This window comes from Sphingosinicella microcystinivorans, assembly GCF_003634215.1.
GTDB classification, from domain to species: Bacteria; Pseudomonadota; Alphaproteobacteria; order Sphingomonadales; family Sphingomonadaceae; genus Sphingosinicella; species Sphingosinicella microcystinivorans.
Window position 1 is genome coordinate 346,455 of sequence record NZ_RBWX01000010.1, and the last position, 19,822, is coordinate 366,276.

A 19,822-nucleotide genomic window follows, 5' to 3' on the forward strand; every position below is an offset into this window, starting at 1 on the left:
ACACGACACGCCCGGATGATCGGCTATTGTCGTGCCAAGAGGCGACGGAGGATCATCAATGAGTCACAGTCAGCGCAATATGCACGACACGGGTTGCCCGTGCACCATGCACCGCTTGATGGCGGCGGGAATGCTGGTTGCCGGGATGCGGATGGGCACGGGGCCGGCTTCCCCCGACGCTGATGGCCCTTTCCCGAGCTTTTCCGACGAGATGGCACGCGAGCCGACCGATTACGCCATGGCCGAGGCCAGGGCGACGGCGGGTCTGTTCGAGGTTGCGGATGCCGGGCAGTTGGTCGTGATCACCAACGTGACCGTTCTCCCCATGACCGCGACCGAACGGCTGGAGAGCCGCGATGTCGTGCTGCGCGATGGCCGGATTGCAGGGATCGAGGCGGCGGGCAGCGTGCGTGCAGACGGCGCGATCCATGTTGATGGCACAGGCAAATATCTGATGCCCGGCCTGACCGATATCCACCAGCATCCGACGCTTCACGTCTTTGCGCAAATGTATGCGCCGCTGGTCGGGCCCGATATCAGCGCGCACGACCTCACCCTTCCTTATGATCTCGTCAACTTCCAGTATCTCGCGGGCGGGGTGACGCGCATCCAGGTAATGGCAGGCACGATCGAGGAAATGGCGATGCGCGATGCCATCCGCGCCGGACGCTATCACGGGCCCCATATGCGGATTGGCATGCTCATCGACGGATCGCCGATGGTCTGGTCGCCCTTGATGACGCTGATTGCCAATGATCGCGAAGGTGGGCGCAAGGCAGTGGAGAGCATCGTCGAGCGCGGCTTTGATTTTGTGAAAACCTATACCCAGCTCAATGCAGAGGCCTATGCGGGCGTTGCCGAAGCCGCGCGCGCGATCGGCATCGAAAGCTGCGGCCATGTCCCGCGCGCCGTCTTGCCCGAAGATGCGCTGGCGCAGGGCCAGACCGGTATTGCACATGTCATGGAGTATTTCTGGAACAACCGGGCCGAAGACCGGGTGAGCGATGCCCGCTTTGCGATGCTGGCGAAGACGACCGCCGAACATGGGGCGATTGTGCAAACGACGCTGACCGCCTCGCGCGCGCTCGAATATGATTGCGGCTATATGAGTGCCGCCGAGTTTGACCTGAGCGTCGCCAAGGATCATCTGCTGCGTTACATCATGCGCGAGGAGTCGCCCTTCATCCAGGGCTGGCGTGCCGACCCCGTGATCATGGCCGGATCGGTCGATGCCATTGCGCACAGCGTTCGGATGACCCAGGCGCTGCTAGCGGAAGGGGTCACGATCCTGCCAGGAACCGACATTTTTCCATCAGCAATCACCGGCAAGCATACGGTGCATGACGAGATCGAAATGTTCGTCAACCGCGTCGGGATGAGCCCGCTCGACACCCTGAAAGCCGCAACGATCAAATGCGCCGAATATCAGGGCGACAGCGCGAACGCGGGAACTGTCGAGATCGGCAAGCGTGCCGACCTGGTGCTGCTTGACGTCGATCCGACCGCAGACATCACCGCAACCAACGCGATCGACACCGTCTTCATCAACGGCGCAATTTTGCGCAAGGCCGCGCGGGCCGAAGGGATCAAACGGCTTGAAGCCGCGTATGACGCGATGCCAGTGCCAAGGGTCTGAACCGGACCGGTATTGCCGTCACTATGCCGGAACCGGCATCGCGCCATAGCGCGCTTTGATCCGTGCGAGGCCGCGTTCGCGGGCGTCTTTCCGCAATATGGCATCGCCCAGGATTACCGTATCGATCTTGGTCGTATTGTTGATATCCAGTGTCGGGTCGGCATCGAGCAGCACCAGATCGCTGCGCTTGCCCGCTTCGATCGTGCCCGCAACCGCCTCCTCGCCATGATAGTCTGCGCTGTCGATTGTTCCGGCCTTGAGCACCTCGGCAGGCGTCATCACCCCAGATTCGACGAGCACGCGCAGTTCATGGTGCAGGCTGGTGTCGCCGGTGATCGCGCTTGCCGACATATCGGTGCCGGGGATCATCCGCACGCCCTCGGCATGGAGCGCCTTGCACACCTGAATGCAGTTCTGGAACATGTCTTCGCCCGCCGCCATTATCACCGGGTTTTGGCGCCAGCCCTGGATGAAGGCTGATTCCTCACGCATGACCATGCGGATCACCGGGTCCATCGTCGCTGAAAAATTGATCGCGCTCGCCGGGATCAGGCCGCAATCGTACTCATAGACATAACTGATCGCGAGTGTCGTTTGCAGCGTCGCACCGACCTCTTTGGCAAGCCGCGCACGTTTCGCCACTGCTTGTGGGTCGAACTTCTTACCCGGCTCATAATGATAGAAAAATTCAAAACAATGCGCGAGGCCTGTCTGACCAGCGCGCAGGGCATCGTCGGGATGAACCGATGCGGGGATATGCCCCATGATGGGAACACCCAGCCTGACGCATTCGTCGACCAGACCGTCATAGGCCTCGCGTCCCAGCATCGTATAGGGCTTGGCATTGTCATAACCATATTCGCGAATCTTGTGCGCGGCGGTGCGGCCGCCTTGTTCGTCATTGGCATACCAGGTGATTGCCGATGACCAGATCGCCGCCGGGCTGTCGATCACGGGCGAGGCGATCTTCATATGCGGACCGCGATACCGGCCTTTGCGGATGTTTTCGCGATTGGCGAGATCTTCGGGCGAGCCCGCCATCACATGAATGCGCGTGACGCCCGCGGCGATATGCTGAAACATGATCATGTCATAAGGCAGGGTTATGTCGGCCGCCGTCACGCCTTCGCCGACCATCCCGGCAAACATGCCCGACACGTGCCCCAGCGGCGGGTGGTTGTGCATGTTGGCGAGACCTGGGATCAGGAAGCGCCCCGTGCCATCGACACTTTTCGCGCCGTCGGGAAGTGCCGCTCCGCTGAGTTGGACCGATTTGATCATGCCATCCTGGATCAGCACATCGTGGTTGGGCAACGCCGCAGCACCCGTCATCGGCAGCACGGTTGCGCCCTTGACGACGACCCATTGGCCTTTGGCTGCAACATCGAACAGATCACGCGTGTTGCTGTCGTCACCCGAGGCAAAGGGGGTAAGATTGGGGTCCGGCCCTTCACGGAAACTGGGTTGGGGTCCCTCGATCACAGGCTCGTCCGCACCAATCGCCATGCGTGCGCCGAGGATCAGCATCGCATGCTGCGGGCAGCAGAAATGCTGATGGCTGGGCAGGCATCCGGAGGAATGATGGTGGGGCATGTTGGGGGTTCCTTCAGGTGATATGGGTGCGGGCGGCAACAAAGGCCGCGATGGCTTGGTCAAGGTCGGCCTGTTCATGTGCCGCTGAAATCTGGGTGCGGATGCGCGCCTGGCCGTGGGGGACGACGGGATAGGAAAAGGCGGTGACCAGCACGCCCCGTTCCAGCATGGCGGCGGCCAGTTTCTGCGCCTGCGCCGCTTCCCCCAGCATGACGGGAATGATTGGGTGGCTGCCGGGGAGAAGGGTGAAACCAGCCTCAGCCATGCCGTAGCGGAAATAGGTCGCGTTTTCGGTCAGCTTTGCGCGCATCGCATCGCCCTCTTTGGATCGGGCAATTGCGATGACGGCGAGGCTCGCGCCGCAAACGGCGGGGGCGAGTGCGTTGGAGAACAGGTAAGGCCGTGCGCGCTGCCGCAGCAGGTCGATCACCGGCTTTCGCGCGGCGATAAAGCCGCCCATCGCGCCGCCCAACGCCTTGCCAAAGGTGCCGCTGACGATATCGACCCGGCCCTCGACCCCGCTCCGCGCTGATGTGCCACGGCCTTCGGGGCCGATAAAACCGGTGGCGTGGCAATCATCGACCATGATCAGCGCGTCATATCTGTCGGCAAGGCTGGCGACGGTTTCAAGGTCGGCGAAATAGCCGTCCATTGAGAAGACCCCGTCGGTGACGATCAGGATTGCCTCCGCCCCATCCGCGCGAGCCGCCTTCAACTGATCCTCCAGCGCATTCATATCGCCATTGGGGAAGCGATAGCGTTTGGCCTTGGACAGGCGGATGCCATCGATGATTGAAGCGTGGTTGAGCGAGTCCGAAACGACTGCATCCTTCTCCGTCAACAACGTTTCGAAAATCCCGCCATTGGCATCAAAGGCGGCGGCAAACAGGATGGCGTCATCAAAGCCCAGATAATCGGCAATCGCCGCCTCAAGCGCCTTGTGCAGATCCTGCGTTCCGCAGATGAAGCGCACCGAGGCAAGGCCCGCGCCATATTCACGTGTCGCGGCAATTGCGCCCTCCACCACACGCGGGTCGCTCGCAAGGCCCAGATAGTTGTTTGCGCACATGTTGACGAGCGGGCGGCCATCCACGGCGACCATCGCACCTTGTGGCGTGGTGATGATCCGCTCCGGCTTGAGCAGGCCATCGGCTTCGATCTGCGCCAGTGTTGCGCTGGTTCGCTGGTAGAAGGCCTCGCGCGCCATTGCCTCTCCGCTATTGCCCAAAGACCGCGCGGTAGTGCGCGACCAGCGCATCCCAGAACAGCTGGCCGTTGCGCGCCGAGCCTTGCGCATTGCCGCCGCACGCCAGCCGGATCGCGACGAGCGAATGGACCAAGGTTCGGTCGAACGTCGTGATCTGGTTGGGCAGTGGGGTCAGATGGCCCGTCTCGCGCAGCGCGAGATGGCGATGGGGATGTTTGAAGCCTTTGGCACGAAGCCGGTCCATGATGATGTCACCGCCCCAGGCGCTGGGCCACATCGCGTCTTCCACGCCTGAAACCATCAGCAGCGGGCCACCGGCATTCTCGATCGGGATCGCGCAATGGGCGAGCGCCTCGGGCTGCTCCATCAGGCTGCGATACCAGGGCGTCATCGCAAATCCTTCGGGTTCCCGGTTCCCGATTTCCATCATCTCCTCGGTCGAGGGCGAGGGCATCGAAGGAGGATAGGCGATCTCCTTGCCGCCCAGCGTCCAGCTTGGACCATCGACGCCCTCTGCCGGGTTCCAGCCGGGGCTGGTGGCATACATCGGCACGATCGGGATCGCGCCCTTCACATCGTCGGGGAAAGTCGCCGCAAGCAGGGTCGAAAGCTCGCCGCCGCGCGACGCGCCTTGAATGGCAATCGTGTCGCAGCCGAAGTTGGTGCGCATCCAGGCAAAGCCGTCCTGGAAATACTCCAGCGGGATGTTGACGATGGCTGGCGGCAAATCCTCATACGCGAAATAGGCGAGGCTGAACACGTCATAACCCAGCGAGGCGAGCAAAGGCGCGTAGTTCATCTCGATCCCGCCCCCCGAGCCTGTGAGGCTCATGATCGCACCACGCTTTTTGCTGCGATCACTGTGGCGGAAGGCAAGACCGCGCAAATTGCCGTCGCGCACCTCGAATGTCTCGATGCCCGCTGCGAGCTTGACGAGACGGACGGTTGAAGCGGCAATCCGCTTCCCGTCCAGCTGGGCTGCAATTTCGATCACGCGGGAGCCGAGTGGATCCTCAAAAGGCTGGCCCGATTTGTGCGGGCGATCGGTCGCGTTGATCTGGAAGGTCGCGAGGTCGCCGCCCTGCGGACGCATTGACCAAAACAGGCCACGGGCATCTACTCCTGTAAAGCTGCCGGATCGACTGGCAGCGGTGCGTACATCGACCACGCCATTCTCATCGGCGGCAAATTCGCCATCTGCGCCCCATGTGACGCCCGCCATGTCAGAGAGCGACGATGCCAGCGTGACCAATTGCCCTGGTTCGAGCCCTGCCACCACAACCGAAATCTCGGTGGTGAACGGCGCCTCATCGGGCGTGACCGAAAGCGTGATCGCCATATTCTATTTCCCCTCGACAAATTCATAGGCGACGCCGCAGCCATAGGGTGCCCCGACGACGATCGAGGCGTCGGTCAGCCGATGCGGAACCCCGCCATCGCGCAACGCCCAGCGGCAGCGCTCGAGCGACTCAACGATGATGGTCAGTATCGCGCCGCGTGTGTGCGTGCCGGGCGAAAGCTGCGGCGCCTCGGGGTAGAGCGCATGGAGCGCCGCTGGCGTCATCAGCTCCAGAAATTCGCCGCGTGGCGTTTCGAAGCGGATGCAATCATCTGACTGCGATGCCGGGCCAGCGCCTGCAATCTTGGTGACATAGGCGACGTGTTTGGCGGGATCGCCCATCAGATAGCGAAGGCCGCCGACGCGAATGCAGCTGTTGGGATGGTTTTGATACTCCGGCATCCAGATCGCCTCCGGCTTTCGGTGATCGGAGAGGAAGATCGAGGCCAGCTTGTCGTCTGGATTCCAGATGTAGGAGGAGCGGCTGTCGGTCATGTCCCACCCTCCATGCGCCTTGCGCACATGACGTCCGGCGTGGAGGATCGGCTGCATCTCCAGCCCAGTCGCGGCGATCACGGGAATTTCGTCTTCCAGGCAGGCCGATGTCATGGCGAACTGCCAGAAGACATCACCCTGGTTGAGCCAGATTTCCATATCCTTGCGGAGCTGGTCCGAGTTGGCGAGATGAAGATCGCCAATCAGCTCCAGATAGGTATCGTGAAACTGGATCACGGTATTGGAGCTACCGATATTGGCATGCTCCATCGTCGGCAGGACGCGAAAGCCCAGCCTGCGGTGAATTTCGGCGCCGATCTCGATATCGGTGACGCTGATCACGAAATGGTCGAGCGAGCGGGTAGTCTTCGTCATATAAACGCTCCTTGGAATTAGAGAAGTTTGCGTGTCAGCGCCTGAGCGAGGCGCTCAAAATGTTCAGGCTTGTGATCGGCAAAGGCCGCTATCCGCAGCACGCCTTCCGGCCCCGCGCCAACATAGGTCGAATAGAGGATATAGATGCCCTCTTCGAGCAGTGCCTGTTGCGCTGCCCGCATCTGGTCGGCAGAGCCGTGAGCAAAGGCGACAACAGGGCCGTCCACATCCTCAAACTGCAGGCCGAGGCCACGCAGCAAGCTGCGGAGGTGTGTGGTGTTGGCCTTCAATTGTGCCAAGACTCGAGGGTTTCTGCGGATGTAGCGGAAACTCTCCGCCGACATGGCGGCCCCTGCCGACATGCCGGCCGCCGATCCGCGCGCTACGGGCGATTGCCAGAGCCGCTCGATCGCCTCGGCTGTGCCCACGGCAATCCCGCCAAAGGCGCCATAGCCTTTGCTCAGCGAGCCGCCGATCAGTGTCTTGGGGCCGGCAACCCCTTGCAGCTCAGCCGCACCGCGCCCGCTCTCGCCGACCGATCCGAAACTGTGCGACTCATCGACGATGAGCCAGGCATCATAGGGCGCGATGATCCGCGCATAATCGGCGAGCGGTGCGACCCGCCCGAAGGTCGGGAACATGCCATCGGTCGCGACGGCAAAGCGCTTGCCCTTCGCCACGGTCGCCGACACCGCCCGCTCCAGATCGTCAGGATCGCAATGTTTGAAGGTGCAAATCTCTTTCTGGGCGGCGCGCGCGCCATCAAAGATGCAGAAATGCGCGGTTTCATCAAGGATCGCGACGTCATAGTCCGCCGCAATCCCGGCGAGCGCGATTATCGCAAAGAGATAGCCGCCGCCAAAATACATGGCACCACTTGTGCCAAAAAAGCGCCGCGCCTCCGCCTCTGCATCGATATTGGCGGGCGATTGCGCATGATAGTGCCGCGCCAGTTGCGCGGTCGCACCCTGATCCACCAGCGCTTTTGCGCCAGCCTGAAGCAGTTCCGGGACAGCCGCCAGCCCCAGATAACTGCACCCGGCAAAGCTGAGCACTTCGCGACCATCAAGGTTGATGACCGCGGCGCTGGGAGACAGGATTTGCTGCATCATCGTTTCCCAAACATGGGGGCGGAGCACTGCTCCTCCCCCACGTCCGGACTTATCAGAATTTGAAACCGACCGACGCGCCAAAAGTACGCGGCTGCAAGGTCGTTTTCGAATCCGCCAGGAATGTCGTTCGCGTAAGGATCGGACGGGCGTCGGTCAGGTTCGTGACGAAAACACCCAGGTCGATATTGCCGAGCGTCAGCCCTCCGCGCAAATCGATCTTCACATAGTCGCCATTTTCCGCCGGGCGCCCGATGATCGCGAACGCGTCATCATACGCGCCGTAGTGGAGCAGATCGCCGCGAATAAATCCTTCATTTTCACCCAGCTTGAGATTCTGCTGCAAGCTGGTGCTGAAGGTCCATTTCGGCGAGCCAGGAAGCTGCGCACCATCCAGAGCTACACCCGGCACCGGCTGCGTGATCTTACCGTCGATATGGCCGATTGTCCCTGTCCAAGTCAGGCTATCGGTTGGCCTGGCAACGGCCTCAAGCTCAAACCCGCGAATGCGCGCCTTGCCCGCATTATCGATGAAGGTGAAGCCGGTGCCGCTGGTTCGCGTGACCTGAATATCCTTCCAGTCAATCTGATAGACTGCGATATTCGCTGACAAGCGGTCGTCCAGCCAGCGGGTTTTGGCACCGATCTCATAGTTCCACAGGCTGTCGGAGCCAAAAAAGGCAGGGACAATTTCGCCGGGAAGGCTTGGAATGGGAATGTTCAACTGCCCCACACGGAAGCCCTTGCTGGCCTGGGCGTATATTGAACCACTTCCATAATTATAGTTCAGCGCGATGCGGGGGCTGAAATCATTGTCCTTGTCCTTGCGATTTATGACGCCGGGAACGAAAAATATGCTGCTGTTAATGTTGGTTGGAGTTGTATATTTTGTATAGCGACCTCCAGCAGTGAAGTTCAATCTATCCGTCAGATCATAACCAAGCTCGCCGAACACGGCATAGGTGTTATACTGATATTTCGAAAAACTCTGGAAAAGCCCGGGAACGCCATTTACCAGAAAGCCGTTCTCGGCATATTTTTCTTTGCTGTAATATCCGCCCAACAGCCATTTGAAGGGTGAGTTACCCTTCGAGACCAAGCGAAGTTCCTGCGAAAACACTTTGGCTGGCGCCTTTGTCTGCGAGCCGACTGCCGCACCGGGGACGAAATTCAGGAAGGTAAAGCTGACATCCAGCAAACTCTCAGTCTTGCGATCATAGTAGGATGTCACGCTGACCAGATCGGCGAAGTCGAGGTCATAGTTCACGGACAAGGTGCCGAGCGCGAAACGGTCCGACTGCACTTCGTCGACCCGCGTGGGCGTCACTTTGAGATCGCCGGCCAAAGTCGGGCCAAACGTGTCGAGGCCATCGGCCGTGAACTTCTGATAATAGCCTTTGAAATCGATGGTTAGTGCTTCGGTCGGCTGAAGCCGCAGCGCCAGACGTGCGCCATAGGTTTCGTTGTCATTGAAGTTCTTCCTGTTTCGGCCCTGGCCGCCAGTGATCACTTCATCCAAGTACCCGCCCCGACGCGTGTAATAACCGGTCAGCTCGATGCCTGCCTTGCCTTGGGACAGGGGTGTGGAAACCGAACCAGCGACACTGTAACTTAAATCGCCGCTCTTGATCGACGATACGGTCAGCTTTGCCCGGCCGCGCGTTTCTTCCAGCGAGGGAGCGGTTGTGACAATCTTGATGGTTCCGCCCAAAGCCGCTGCACCATAAAGGGTACTGTTCGGGCCCTTGATCACATTGACCTGTTCGACGCCAAAAGCGGAATAATCGAGGTTGATCGCACCCTGCGACAGCGTGAGTGCGGTATCATCAAGATACAGCGCGGTCGTCTGCTGGGTCAGGTAGCTCGCCGTGCCGTCCGAAACGCCACGCAACGAGATCGAGTTGGTGAACACGTTGCCGCCTGGATTGAATTGCACCCCCGGAATGCCGGTCAGATAGTCAGCAAAGCCAGTCGCATTTTTCTGGTCGAGTTCTTCTGCGCCAACGACCGAAACCGCGATCGGAACGTCCAGAATCGATTCAGCGCGCTTCGTCGCCGTCACAATGATTTCGGCGTCCGCGCCTTCATCGGCTTCCTGCGCGAAGGCGGGTGAAGCGGTTGCAAGGGCTGACAAAGCCGTGCCAGCCAAAATCAGATTACGGAATCTCATCGTCATTCTCCCTGATCGGAAGCGGCTTGGCTTCCCTGATCATGGAAAATTTCACAGCTTTGGCCGTTTACCTATATGAGGCGGTGGCAAATGTCCGAGCGCATAAGCACCAGTTCGGATTGCGATAGCCGCTCTTTATCCCTCGGGCGTCGTCCGAAGCTCTTGCGGCCCGCTTGCAATCCGCGCCTGTTTGGGGGCGTGACCATAGAATTTCCGGAACGCATGGGTGAAGCTGGCGGGATAATCATAGCCGACGGCATAGGCGATTTCGGCGACGGTGAGATCGGTGGTGGCCAGCAGGTCAACCGCGCGTTCCATCCGGCATTTCTGGGTGAAATCGTGAATCGTCAAACCGAAGGTCGCCTTGAAGAGCACCTTCAACTTGGTCTGATTCAGCCCCACCTGGCGCGCCAGCCTGGGTATCGGCGGCGGTCGCTGGAACTGGTCAAGAATGATGTCGCGGGCTTCGTTGATCCGGATAACGTCGCGGACCGACGATTTGATCGGCGCACGCGGTTCGTCCCGGCTTGCGGCAAGATCGGCGATCATTCCACAGGCGATTTCGCGCCCTTTCGCAACAAGGTAAGGCGGCAGCAAATCAGGGCCGAACCGCGAAGCGGCACGCAAAACATCGTTTGCCGCGCGCAGCACATCCGGCCCGAGCGGTGCGATGGTGCCTTCGGGCATATCGGCGCCGTCATCGAAAAGATGGCTGAGCGGGAAAGGGAGTGAGCCGGGGTCCAGCCCCAACTCCTCGCTGAAGAATTCACGGCTGCAATTGAGGATGACAAGCCTCGCCAGCTCGCCGCCGCGCAGTTCATAGCTGCTTGCCTTGGGCCCCGGATAGGATTCAACAAAAGCACCCGCGCCTTCGATACGAACGGTGCCCGCAACATTGGACAACGCGCCCGACATCACGATGCGGACCTTGGCCATATAGTCGCTTGGCACTTTGATCTCATGGTCCTGATGATATTCGACATTGCCAATCAGCAGGAAAAGATGCGGCGACAGCGGCATGAAATCCCACTGCCCCGCGCCCATCCCAGGAGGAACGCGGAGCCGGAGACCAATAATCCCGCCCGTGGTATCAAGTCCGTCGAGCAAATCCGCAACCGATCCGTCGAGCCGACCATGGTCGACAAGCAACCATCGGGTTCCATTGGCGTCGGTTTCGGTTTCGACCGTCATGCGTTGGATGGATAGACTTGAGCGCGCTCGCCGCCAAATGATTTTTCGCGCAATTAGCGCAAATGGACGAAATGCTTGCGCTATCCGTCTCGGTTGTCCTGATAAGCTTGAGTGCGCCCGCGAAAATCACACTATGCGAAGACACATACGAGAATCCGGTCGAATGGGGAGTGGAATGGACGCGCAAGACTTCACAACACTTGAGAGCATTCGCAAGGCGCTCACCACAACCCCGCTCCACCGCTGGCTTGGTTTTGAGATTGCCGAAGTCGATTTCGCTAATGGCACGCTGACGATGATCTGCCCGGCGGGCGGCAATGCCGCACGTTTCGATGGCGCGCCGCAGGCGCATGGCGGCGCGATTGCGACCTTGATCGATAGTGCTGCCTGCTTTGCGGCGTGCGCGATGCTGGGGCGCGGGGTGCCGACGTCGAATATCCGCGTCGATTATCTGCGACCTGCCGGCGGCGAGTTGCTGGTGGCGAAAGCAAAGGTCATCCGCGCCGGGCGTACGCTCGCTTTGGTCGATGTGGAGGTGGAGTCAGACGGCAAGCTTGTTGCAACGGGCCGCTGTGTCGAAGTCAGCGCGGAATAGGGAGCAAGAGGAAATGCGTGCAGCAATCACCGTCGGCCATGGCGAGCGCGACCAGATCAAAATCGTTGATGACTGGACGGATCCGGTTGCGGGTGAAGGCCAGGTGGTCGTCGATATTGCCGCTTGCGCGGTGAACTTCCACGATATCTTCACGCGGCGCGGGATGCCGGGGATCAAGATTCCGCTGCCTGTCGTGGTGGGTTCGGACATGGCGGGCACGATCAGCGCGGTGGGCGCAGACGTTGCCGGTTGGTCGGTGGGCGATCGCGTGCTGATCGATCCGATCGCGCATGATGGCCAGACCGGAATGCTGGGCGAAACGGCCGATGGCGGGCGGGCTGAGCGAATTGCAGTCGGCGCGGGGCATCTGATCCGCGTGCCTGATGGCGTGACGCTTGAGCAGGCGGCCTCGCTGCCGCTCGCCTATGGCACCGCACACCGGATGATGATCACCCAAGGGCGGATCAAGGCGGGCGAAAAGGTGCTCGTCATGGGTGCGAGCGGGGGCGTGGGCGCGGCATGCGTGCAGCTCGCCAAGATGACGGGCTGCGAAGTGATCGCGTGTGCGAGCAGCGACAGCAAGATTTCCCGGCTGAAGGCGATCGGTGCCGATCACGGCATCAACTATGCAACCGGCAGCATATTGGAGCAGGTCAAAGCGCTCTACGGCAAGCCCAAGGTTTATGGCGGCGGCGGGGTTGATGTGCTTGTGAACTTCACGGGCGGCGATACGATGAAGGAATCGCAGCGTTGCTTGACCCTGGGCGGACGGCTGCTGACGTGCGGTGCGACCGCAGGCTATGATGTCGGGATCGACATGCGCTTCCTCTGGACGTTCGAGCATCTCATGATCGGTTCTAACGGCTGGAGCCGCGAGGATTTGGTGGCACTGCTCGACCTGATCGCGGCGGGCAAGCTCGATCCGGTGATCGACAAGATTTTGCCGCTTGAACAAACCGCCGAGGCCGAACGCATGCTCGAGGACCGCGAGGTTGTCGGCAAGGTGCTGATCCGGCCATGATCGCGGGGTCGGCATCGGGCAATCTGGGCGATATCGTCTGCCAAGCTCCGCAGGCGGACGGCGCCTATGTCGATATGGCGACGGGGCAGGCGTATGCGATGGCGGACATCGAGACAGCGGCTGCGCGGCTTGCAGGTGGCTTTGCAAAGCGGTTCAAACGCGGCGCGCGCGTGGCGATCATCGCCAACAATGGAGCGCCGCTGACGCTCTCCTATCTGGCGTTGATGCGCGCAGGCTTGGTTGCCGTCCCGATCAGTTATCGCCTGCCTGCCGAGACCATTGCCTATATCCTCGAAGACAGCGATTGTGCAGCGGCACTGATCAATGATCGCTATCGCGATTTGCTTCCCCCCGGATTTTCGGTGACCGCCCTTGAGAGTGATGAATTCGCAAGTCTGATGGCGGCGGACCCGATCGCCCCGGTTACCCCGGAAGCGGGCGAACTGTGCGAAATCCTCTACACCTCAGGCTCGACTGGTCGGCCCAAGGGCGTGCCGCTCGATCATGCCGGCCAGCTCTGGGCGCTCGATCTGTTCGTCAAGGCAACGGGCGATACGCCGCAGACGACGATCATCGTCGCGCCCGCTTATCATATGAACGGGCTGTTCTTTACGACCGTGGCGCTCGCGCTCGGCTGGCGGACCTTTTCGATGCCGTCGTTCGACCCACGCGCCTTTCTTGAGCTCGCCGCCAAGGAACGCGCAACGATGCTGAGCGGCATCCCCACCATGTTCGCGATGATGGCGCGGCAGAGCGATCTTCTCGACACGCTCGACCTTTCGTCGGTCACGGCGGTGACGATCGGTTCGGCCCCGCTGACCCAGGCGCTGATCGACCGGGTGAAATCGATCTTCCCCAAAGCCATGCTCCGCAACAGCTATGGCACCACCGAATCCGGCCCTGCCATGTTCGGCCCGCACCCGGACGGGATCGACCGCCCTCCGCTCGCGCTTGGCTATCCCTATCCGGGCGTCGAATGGAAGCTGGTCGATGGCAGCGCGACCGAGGGTAAACTCCTGACCCGTACTCCGGCCGTGATGAACGGCTATTTGAACCTCCCTGCGGTCAATGCCGAGCGGCTCAATGATGGCTGGTATGATACCGGCGATGTCGTGCGGCTCGACGACAACGGCTTTTTCTATTTCGTCGGGCGCGCCGATGACATGTTCGTGTGCGGCGGGGAGAACATCTACCCGGGCGAGATCGAAAAGCTGCTCGAACGCCATCCCGCTGTGCTCCAGGCGGCTGTCCTTCCCGCCGAGGATGAGATCAAGGGGCAGATCCCCATCGCCTTTATCGTCCGGGGCGAAGGCGCGGAGGTGAGCGCCGAAGAGATCAAGCAGTTCGCGCTCGCCAACGGCCCGGCCTATGCGCATCCGCGCGCGGTTGTCTTTCTCGATACCTTGCCGATTGGTGGCACCCACAAGGTCGACCGTTCCGCGCTCAAGGATGCCGCCAAAGAAGCCGCCATGGCGCTGGGGCGATAGAAAATGGCGAGCGAGGATCGCGACTGGCTGTTCTGGGCGCTGAAGCAGATCGACGCCGATACACGCCGTTCGTCCGATACGCATTTGTTGCGCGTGCCCGCCCCCAACCACCCCGGCATCGATATCTACCTCAAGGACGAGTCGACCCACCCCAGCGGCAGCCTCAAGCACCGGCTGGCGCGCTCCTTGTATCTTTATGCCCTGTGTAATGGCTGGATCGGGCCTTCGACCACGGTCACCGAAAGCTCCAGCGGGTCCACGGCGGTGTCCGAAGCCTATTTTGCCCAGCTTCTGGGGCTGCGCTTCATCGCGGTGATGCCAGAATCAACGGCGTGCAGCAAAATCGAGGCCATCCGCTTCTATGGTGGTGACGCCCATTTCGTCGAACGCGCAACCGACGCCACACCTACCGCCGCCAAGCTTGCGAAAGAGCTTGGCGGCCATTTCATGGACCAGTTCACCTATGCCGAACGAGCGACCGATTGGCGCGGCAACAACAAGATCGCCGAAAGCCTGTTTCAGCAGATGACCGCCGAACGCTTTCCCGAGCCGACCTGGATCGTCTGCGGCGCGGGAACCGGCGGCACATCGGCGACGCTTGGCCGTTTCGCGCGCTATCACCGCCATGCCACGCGAATTTGCATCGCCGATCCTGTGGGGTCGGTGTTCCACCAGCATTATCACGACCGATCGGTTTGCGCGACCGAAGCCTGCGGATCGGTGATCGAAGGGATTGGCCGCGCGACACTCGAGGCAAGCTTTCTGCCCGATGTGATCGATCGTGCAATTCCCGTGGCAGACGCGGACAGCATAGCGACCGCACGCGTGATCAGCCGGGTGATCGGAAAGCCCTGCGGCGGATCGACTGGCACCAATATCTGGGCGGTAATGCAGATCGCGCGCGAGATGGAGGCAGCGGGCGAAACCGGCTCGATCGTCTCAATCCTGTGCGATCAGGGAGACCGCTATCGCGACACCTATTTCGAAGACGATTGGGTTCGCGACAAGGGGTTTGATCTAGGATCGGCGACGCAAGCTGCCGAGGCATTTTTTGGATTCGTTTGAGGCAGCAGGGAGCGCGGATGTGATCAAGATTTCCAACCCCGATGGCGTGGCCCCGCCGATTGGCAGCTATTCGCACCTTGCCGTTGTGCCGGCGGGCACCGATCTGCTTTGTCTAGCGGGGCAAGTCGGCATGACGCCCGATGGCAGCGTGCCGGACAATGCCAGCGATCAGTTCGTTCAGGCGATCCGCAACATATTGGCAATTCTGGCGAGCGAAGGCTGCGGTCCGGAACACATCATCAAGCTCAACACCTTCCTGGTGGAGCCGCTTGATCTTGAGAAGATCAAAGGATTACGCGCGGATATGTTGGGCGATGCCAAACCTCCTTCAACTCTCGTCTACGTCCCAAAGCTCGCAACGCCTGACTTCCTGGTGGAAATCGAAGCAATTGCCGCGCGCCCGGCCAGATAGGAGCAGCCAGCATGACAGCCTTTGCCTTCACCAACGCCAATATGGTCGACATGACCAGCGGCAAAACCATTCTGGCGCAGACGATTATCGTCCGAGATGGCAAGATTGCGGCGGTCGGGCCGTCACAGGCGCTGCCAGTGCCCGGCGATACGATCCGGATCGACGCGACCGGCAAGACGCTGATCCCCGGGCTTTACGACATGCACGTCCATATCTCTCCTTCCAATCCTGACGAGGGGGAAAGCATGGAGGACGCATTGGCGCGCGGGCGCAGCTTTCTGCAAGTCTTCCTGACCAGTGGCGTGACCACGATCCGCAGCATGGCGGGCACACCGCTGCATCTCGCGCTGCGCGAAGAGGCGGCGTCCGGCAAGGCGATTTCCCCGCGCATCTTTTCCTGCGGCCCGATCCTCGAAACGCGTTTCACCTTCGCTGAAATGGCTGAGTTTGGGGAATTGGTCACAACGCCCGAAGCGGCGCGCGCGGCCGTGCGTCGACAAAAGGCGGACGGCTATGATTTCATCAAAGTCTATAACGATATCGATGCCGAGATTTACGACGCGATCATTGAGACGGCGCGGGAGATCGGCATCAAGGTGGTCGGCCATGTCGCCTTTCAAAAAGGGCTCGATGGCGCGCTTGCGGCACGGCAGGATTCAATCGAGCATCTGCGCTCATACGATTTCGCAGCTGACACGCGCACCGGCGACGTTCCCTGGGAACGCTATAAGGGTTGGCTCCACACGACCCAGGCGCGGCTCGATGAGCTGGCCGAGCGCACCGCCGAAGCAGGCGTGTGGAACGCGCCGACAATGATCATCGACAATAATATCCGCGCCGATGACGAGATGGACAAGCCGCACGATCCGCTTCCTGGCTATCTCCCTCAATGGATGGTGCGCGAGATGACCAGCGTCGATCTCGGGGCAATCTTCAGTTCCGAAGCGCGCACCATTTTGAAAGATGGACGCGCCGCGCGAGGCGCGATGGTCGCAGCGCTGGACCGGGTTGGCGCGGGGCTGCTGGCCGGCACGGATTGCCCCGGATGCGGCCTGATGCCCGGTCGCTCGATCGTGCAGGAGCTTGAACTGATGGTCGAAGCGGGCCTTTCCCCGTGGCGCGCGCTGCGCACCGCGACGATCAACGCTGCCGAATTCCTCGGTGAAGCGGGCGAGGGCGTCATCGCACCGGGTGCGCGTGCCGACATGGTGCTGCTCGATGCCGATCCGCTTCAGGATATTTCCGCGCTCCGCAAGCAATCGGGCGTGATGGCCAATAGTCGCTGGCTGCCCAGCGCCGAGATCGAAGCGATGATCATCGCCGCCCATTGAAAGGAAGTTTCGTGAAAATCCTCCACCGCGAAGCCAGCAACACGCTGGAACGCACTGAGCTTTGGACCGTTCAGCCGGATGGCTATGACCAGCAGTATCTGATCACGATCACCAGACCTTCGTTACCAGTTCAACGACCGCATGGTTTGTTGCTGACCGACGGGAACTATGTCGCCGGCACCGCGATGCAGCTTTTGTATTTCCTCGAAATCGGCAATCTTGCGCCGTCCAATGTCGTGGTCTCGATCGGCTTTCCACTGGACAACCCTGTGCCGCCAATGGTTGCGCGAAACCAGGATCTCACCCCGTCCGCCTGGCCCGAATGGGATGCGAGCTATGGCAGAATTCTGGGGCTGTCCTGCCCGCCTTCGGGCAATTGCGACCGCTTTCGAACCTTCATCATCGATGAATTGAAGCCGGCGATCGAGGCGGAATTCGACGTCGATCCCGGCGAGTGGACTTTGGCCGGGCATTCACTGGGCGGATTGTTCACGACCCACACGCTGCTCAGCGCTCCACACGCCTTCAAGCGTTATTTCGCGGTCGGATCGTCTTTCTGGTGGCACAAACCGCTCATGTTCGATCTGGCGCGCACATTCGCCACGAGCACCGAGGAGCGCGACATCTCGGTCTATCTCGGCGTCGGCGACAGGGAAAGCTGGGAGGGCCTGCGCGAAGAATGGGGCGAGCTGCTCGAAACCCCCAACTGGAAGGAATATCTTGAGCTTATGCAGAACCCCGATCTCGTCCGCGACAATGATGCGATGGCGGCCATACTGGCAACCTGCCCCGGCATGCGCGTGAAGGCGGAAACCTACACGAACGAAACCCACGGCACTGCGCCGTTCGTCGCGATGAGCCAGGGGATCAGATGGCTTTACGGGAAATAGGGTACCCGCTTGCGCTTTAAGCGCCAAATGAACGAACGTCAGTTTCAAGCAATCTGAGCTCGAAAGCGGACAGTCGCGACCGTCGAACACCACAGCCATCAGGATTTTTGCCGTCGAGCGCACGCTTTTCGAGACCTGCGATGCACATCGAATGACGGGAATGGTGGGAAGCGCTCATAAAGTTCGTACGCCAGCATATTGCCGTACCGCTTTTAGCGGTCTGAAGTCTGTCTGATCCGGCTCCCGCGCGGGATGGGCGGGTCGCTTTGCCTTGGTCCGGCCGTGCCGGTCCTGCAACCCGCTGGCGCGGGTCTTCCACGTGCGTTGCAGCCCTTCGCGTGCAGGCCCGGCCCTTGTGGCCGGACCTGTCGGCGCTTCCCCCCCCCCCCCGCTCTGCCGCCGGGTGCGGCTGATGGGGAAGAGGCGGTTGCTATGCGCGTTTGTGCTTGGCAAGGCGCTGATAAGAAGCGAGTCTGTGTGCGATGAAGAGCATTGACGATCCCGGTATTGCACTGCCCGAGGGCAAGCGTCGCGAGCTTGAGCGCGTCGTCGCGCTGCTGCGCGAGGGCTTCGCCGAAACGGTCGCCGAGCGGCGCGCACCGCGCTTCCGTGACGGCAAGCTGCTCAAGATCATCCTGTTCGGAAGCTACGCGCGCGGCGACTGGGTGGAAGACCCGGTAGGCCGCTATTTCTCCGACTACGACATCCTTGTCGTCGTCGATCACGAAGACCTGACCGACGTGCCTGAGTTCTGGCTGAAGACCGAGGACCGGCTGCTTGCCGAGGTCGGCGAGGGCAAGGTCCGGACGCCCGTCAGCGTGATTTACCACAGCCTTGAGGAGGTGAACGATAAGCTCAAGCTCGGTCGGTACTTCTTCACCGACATCGTCAAGGACGGCATCGTGCTGTTCGAGGAGCCCGGCCATCCGTTCGAGACGCCGCGCAAGCTGACCCCCGCAGAGGCGCTCAAGGAAACGCAGGATTACTACGAAGAGTGGTTCGAGAGCGCTGACAGATTCAGGTCGAACGCGCGGGATAACGCGGCCAAGGGATGGAATAAGGAAGCCGCCTTCCTCATCCACCAAGCCACCGAGCGTTACTACCACACGCTCTTCTTGGTTCGGACCTTGTACAGCCCGAAGACGCACAATCTGAACCGGCTACGGTCGCAGACCGAGGCGCTGGAGCCGCGCCTGCGCGAGGTTTGGCCGGGCTCGACCAAGTTCGAGCGGCGCTGCTACGAGCTGCTGCGCGCGGCCTATGTGAAGGCGCGCTACTCACGGCACTACCGCATCACGGCCGAGGAGCTAGACTGGATCGGGAGCCGCGTCGAGGTGCTGCGCGGCCTCATCGAGGAGCTTTGCCTGAAGCGTTTGGACGAGCTCGAACGCGCCGCCTGAACTGCCGGAAGGGAGAGGTCGCCGCGCCGTATCCGGCGCCATAGGCTGGCGCCATTCGTCCCCCTTCATGAACTGAACGCCGGCCTTTTGGGGCCGGCGTTTTCTTGTTCGGGGCGTGGCGGCAGAACCGGACAGACGTCCCGTCGTTCCTGTTTGCTCCACCGACTTCCGGTGCGGCCGCCAGCATCCAACTGCCCCCGGATGCTGGCGGCCAAGTCTCAAAAGCCGTCTCGGCCTTAGCCGTTCAGCCGGTCCTTGACCGCCTTGGCGGGGCTGAACGCGAGCTTGTTCGAGGCCGCGATCGTCATCGCCGCGCCGGTCGCCGGGTTGCGGCCTTCGCGCGCGGGGGTCGCCTTCACCTTGAACTTGCCGAAGCCGTTTAGCGACACTTCCTCGCCCTTGGCGGCGGCATCGGTGATCGCGGCGAACACCGCATCGACGGCCTTGCGGGCATCGGTCTTGGTGGTCCCGAGCGTCTCGGCAAGCGCTTCGGCGAGGTCGGCATT

17 protein-coding genes are annotated in these 19,822 nt (G+C 61.1%); 9 read left to right on the forward strand and 8 right to left on the reverse strand.

The window, feature by feature from the left end:
• Positions 1-58 precede the first annotated feature (58 nt).
• Positions 59-1,636 (forward strand): amidohydrolase family protein, encoded by a 1,578-nt coding sequence (locus tag DFR51_RS16250; protein WP_121053121.1) that lies wholly within the window; start codon positions 59-61, stop codon positions 1,634-1,636.
• Positions 1,637-1,657: 21 nt separating this feature from the next.
• Here DFR51_RS16250 and DFR51_RS16255 read toward each other — a convergent pair whose 3' ends face one another.
• The 7 genes from DFR51_RS16255 to DFR51_RS16285 form a co-directional block, all read right to left on the reverse strand.
• On the reverse strand, positions 1,658-3,229 hold the full coding sequence (locus tag DFR51_RS16255) for an amidohydrolase family protein (protein WP_160119236.1): 1,572 nt from the start codon (positions 3,227-3,229) through the stop codon (positions 1,658-1,660).
• 13 nt (positions 3,230-3,242) lie between these two features.
• Positions 3,243-4,436 (reverse strand): glycine C-acetyltransferase, encoded by a 1,194-nt coding sequence (locus tag DFR51_RS16260; RefSeq protein WP_121053124.1) that lies wholly within the window; start codon positions 4,434-4,436, stop codon positions 3,243-3,245.
• A gap of 10 nt (positions 4,437-4,446) precedes the next feature.
• Entirely contained in the window at positions 4,447-5,775 is a 1,329-nt protein-coding gene (locus DFR51_RS16265) for an acyl-CoA thioesterase/bile acid-CoA:amino acid N-acyltransferase family protein (protein WP_121053126.1), read from the reverse strand.
• Between the two features lie 3 nt (positions 5,776-5,778).
• Complete coding sequence (locus DFR51_RS16270) at positions 5,779-6,645, reverse strand: VOC family protein (RefSeq protein WP_121053128.1); 867 nt, start codon at positions 6,643-6,645, stop codon at positions 5,779-5,781.
• Positions 6,646-6,662: 17 nt separating this feature from the next.
• On the reverse strand, positions 6,663-7,757 hold the full coding sequence (locus DFR51_RS16275; RefSeq protein WP_121053130.1) for an aminotransferase class I/II-fold pyridoxal phosphate-dependent enzyme: 1,095 nt from the start codon (positions 7,755-7,757) through the stop codon (positions 6,663-6,665).
• A 52-nt stretch (positions 7,758-7,809) separates the two neighbouring features.
• Complete coding sequence (locus tag DFR51_RS16280; protein ID WP_160119235.1) at positions 7,810-9,924, reverse strand: TonB-dependent receptor; 2,115 nt, start codon at positions 9,922-9,924, stop codon at positions 7,810-7,812.
• 135 nt (positions 9,925-10,059) lie between these two features.
• A complete protein-coding gene (locus DFR51_RS16285) occupies positions 10,060-11,115 on the reverse strand; it encodes a helix-turn-helix domain-containing protein (protein WP_121053134.1) in 1,056 nt (351 codons plus the stop codon).
• 175 nt (positions 11,116-11,290) lie between these two features.
• On the opposite strand from DFR51_RS16285, the gene DFR51_RS19090 reads away from it, so the two are divergent.
• The 8 genes from DFR51_RS19090 to DFR51_RS16325 all read left to right on the forward strand — a co-directional run bounded on the left by DFR51_RS19090 (position 11,291) and on the right by DFR51_RS16325 (position 19,316).
• Entirely contained in the window at positions 11,291-11,710 is a 420-nt protein-coding gene (locus DFR51_RS19090) for a PaaI family thioesterase (RefSeq protein ID WP_160119234.1), read from the forward strand.
• Positions 11,711-11,723: 13 nt separating this feature from the next.
• Positions 11,724-12,731 (forward strand): zinc-binding dehydrogenase, encoded by a 1,008-nt coding sequence (locus DFR51_RS16295; protein ID WP_121053136.1) that lies wholly within the window; start codon positions 11,724-11,726, stop codon positions 12,729-12,731.
• Positions 12,728-14,218 carry a class I adenylate-forming enzyme family protein gene (locus DFR51_RS16300; protein WP_121053138.1) on the forward strand — a complete coding sequence of 497 codons (1,491 nt, stop codon included), beginning with the start codon at positions 12,728-12,730 and terminating at the stop codon, positions 14,216-14,218. Before DFR51_RS16295 ends, DFR51_RS16300 begins: the two co-directional genes overlap by 4 nt.
• 3 nt (positions 14,219-14,221) lie before the next feature.
• A complete protein-coding gene (locus DFR51_RS16305; protein ID WP_121053140.1) occupies positions 14,222-15,283 on the forward strand; it encodes a PLP-dependent cysteine synthase family protein in 1,062 nt (353 codons plus the stop codon).
• A 19-nt stretch (positions 15,284-15,302) separates the two neighbouring features.
• Positions 15,303-15,695 carry a RidA family protein gene (locus DFR51_RS16310; RefSeq protein WP_197723628.1) on the forward strand — a complete coding sequence of 131 codons (393 nt, stop codon included), beginning with the start codon at positions 15,303-15,305 and terminating at the stop codon, positions 15,693-15,695.
• 11 nt (positions 15,696-15,706) lie between these two features.
• On the forward strand, positions 15,707-17,026 hold the full coding sequence (locus DFR51_RS16315; RefSeq protein ID WP_121053144.1) for an amidohydrolase family protein: 1,320 nt from the start codon (positions 15,707-15,709) through the stop codon (positions 17,024-17,026).
• Between the two features lie 11 nt (positions 17,027-17,037).
• The gene (locus DFR51_RS16320) at positions 17,038-17,916 is read left to right on the forward strand and encodes an alpha/beta hydrolase (RefSeq protein ID WP_126494851.1); all 879 of its coding nucleotides are present in this window, start codon (positions 17,038-17,040) and stop codon (positions 17,914-17,916) included.
• 482 nt (positions 17,917-18,398) lie between these two features.
• On the forward strand, positions 18,399-19,316 hold the full coding sequence (locus DFR51_RS16325; RefSeq protein WP_121053148.1) for a HEPN domain-containing protein: 918 nt from the start codon (positions 18,399-18,401) through the stop codon (positions 19,314-19,316).
• 236 nt (positions 19,317-19,552) lie between these two features.
• Here the strand turns inward: DFR51_RS16325 and DFR51_RS16330 are convergent.
• A partial coding sequence (locus DFR51_RS16330; protein WP_147423401.1) for an HU family DNA-binding protein occupies positions 19,553-19,822 on the reverse strand: 270 nt, incomplete at its 5' end.

Coding starts and splice junctions, on each gene's coding strand:
- DFR51_RS16250 (WP_121053121.1), top strand. CDS start 59: ATGAGTCACAGTCAGCGCAATATGCACGACACGGGTTGCCCGTGCACC.
- DFR51_RS16255 (WP_160119236.1), bottom strand. CDS start 3,229: ATGCCCCACCATCATTCCTCCGGATGCCTGCCCAGCCATCAGCATTTC.
- DFR51_RS16260 (WP_121053124.1), bottom strand. CDS start 4,436: ATGGCGCGCGAGGCCTTCTACCAGCGAACCAGCGCAACACTGGCGCAG.
- DFR51_RS16265 (WP_121053126.1), bottom strand. CDS start 5,775: ATGGCGATCACGCTTTCGGTCACGCCCGATGAGGCGCCGTTCACCACC.
- DFR51_RS16270 (WP_121053128.1), bottom strand. CDS start 6,645: ATGACGAAGACTACCCGCTCGCTCGACCATTTCGTGATCAGCGTCACC.
- DFR51_RS16275 (WP_121053130.1), bottom strand. CDS start 7,757: ATGATGCAGCAAATCCTGTCTCCCAGCGCCGCGGTCATCAACCTTGAT.
- DFR51_RS16280 (WP_160119235.1), bottom strand. CDS start 9,924: ATGAGATTCCGTAATCTGATTTTGGCTGGCACGGCTTTGTCAGCCCTT.
- DFR51_RS16285 (WP_121053134.1), bottom strand. CDS start 11,115: ATGACGGTCGAAACCGAAACCGACGCCAATGGAACCCGATGGTTGCTT.
- DFR51_RS19090 (WP_160119234.1), top strand. CDS start 11,291: ATGGACGCGCAAGACTTCACAACACTTGAGAGCATTCGCAAGGCGCTC.
- DFR51_RS16295 (WP_121053136.1), top strand. CDS start 11,724: ATGCGTGCAGCAATCACCGTCGGCCATGGCGAGCGCGACCAGATCAAA.
- DFR51_RS16300 (WP_121053138.1), top strand. CDS start 12,728: ATGATCGCGGGGTCGGCATCGGGCAATCTGGGCGATATCGTCTGCCAA.
- DFR51_RS16305 (WP_121053140.1), top strand. CDS start 14,222: ATGGCGAGCGAGGATCGCGACTGGCTGTTCTGGGCGCTGAAGCAGATC.
- DFR51_RS16315 (WP_121053144.1), top strand. CDS start 15,707: ATGACAGCCTTTGCCTTCACCAACGCCAATATGGTCGACATGACCAGC.
- DFR51_RS16325 (WP_121053148.1), top strand. CDS start 18,399: ATGAAGAGCATTGACGATCCCGGTATTGCACTGCCCGAGGGCAAGCGT.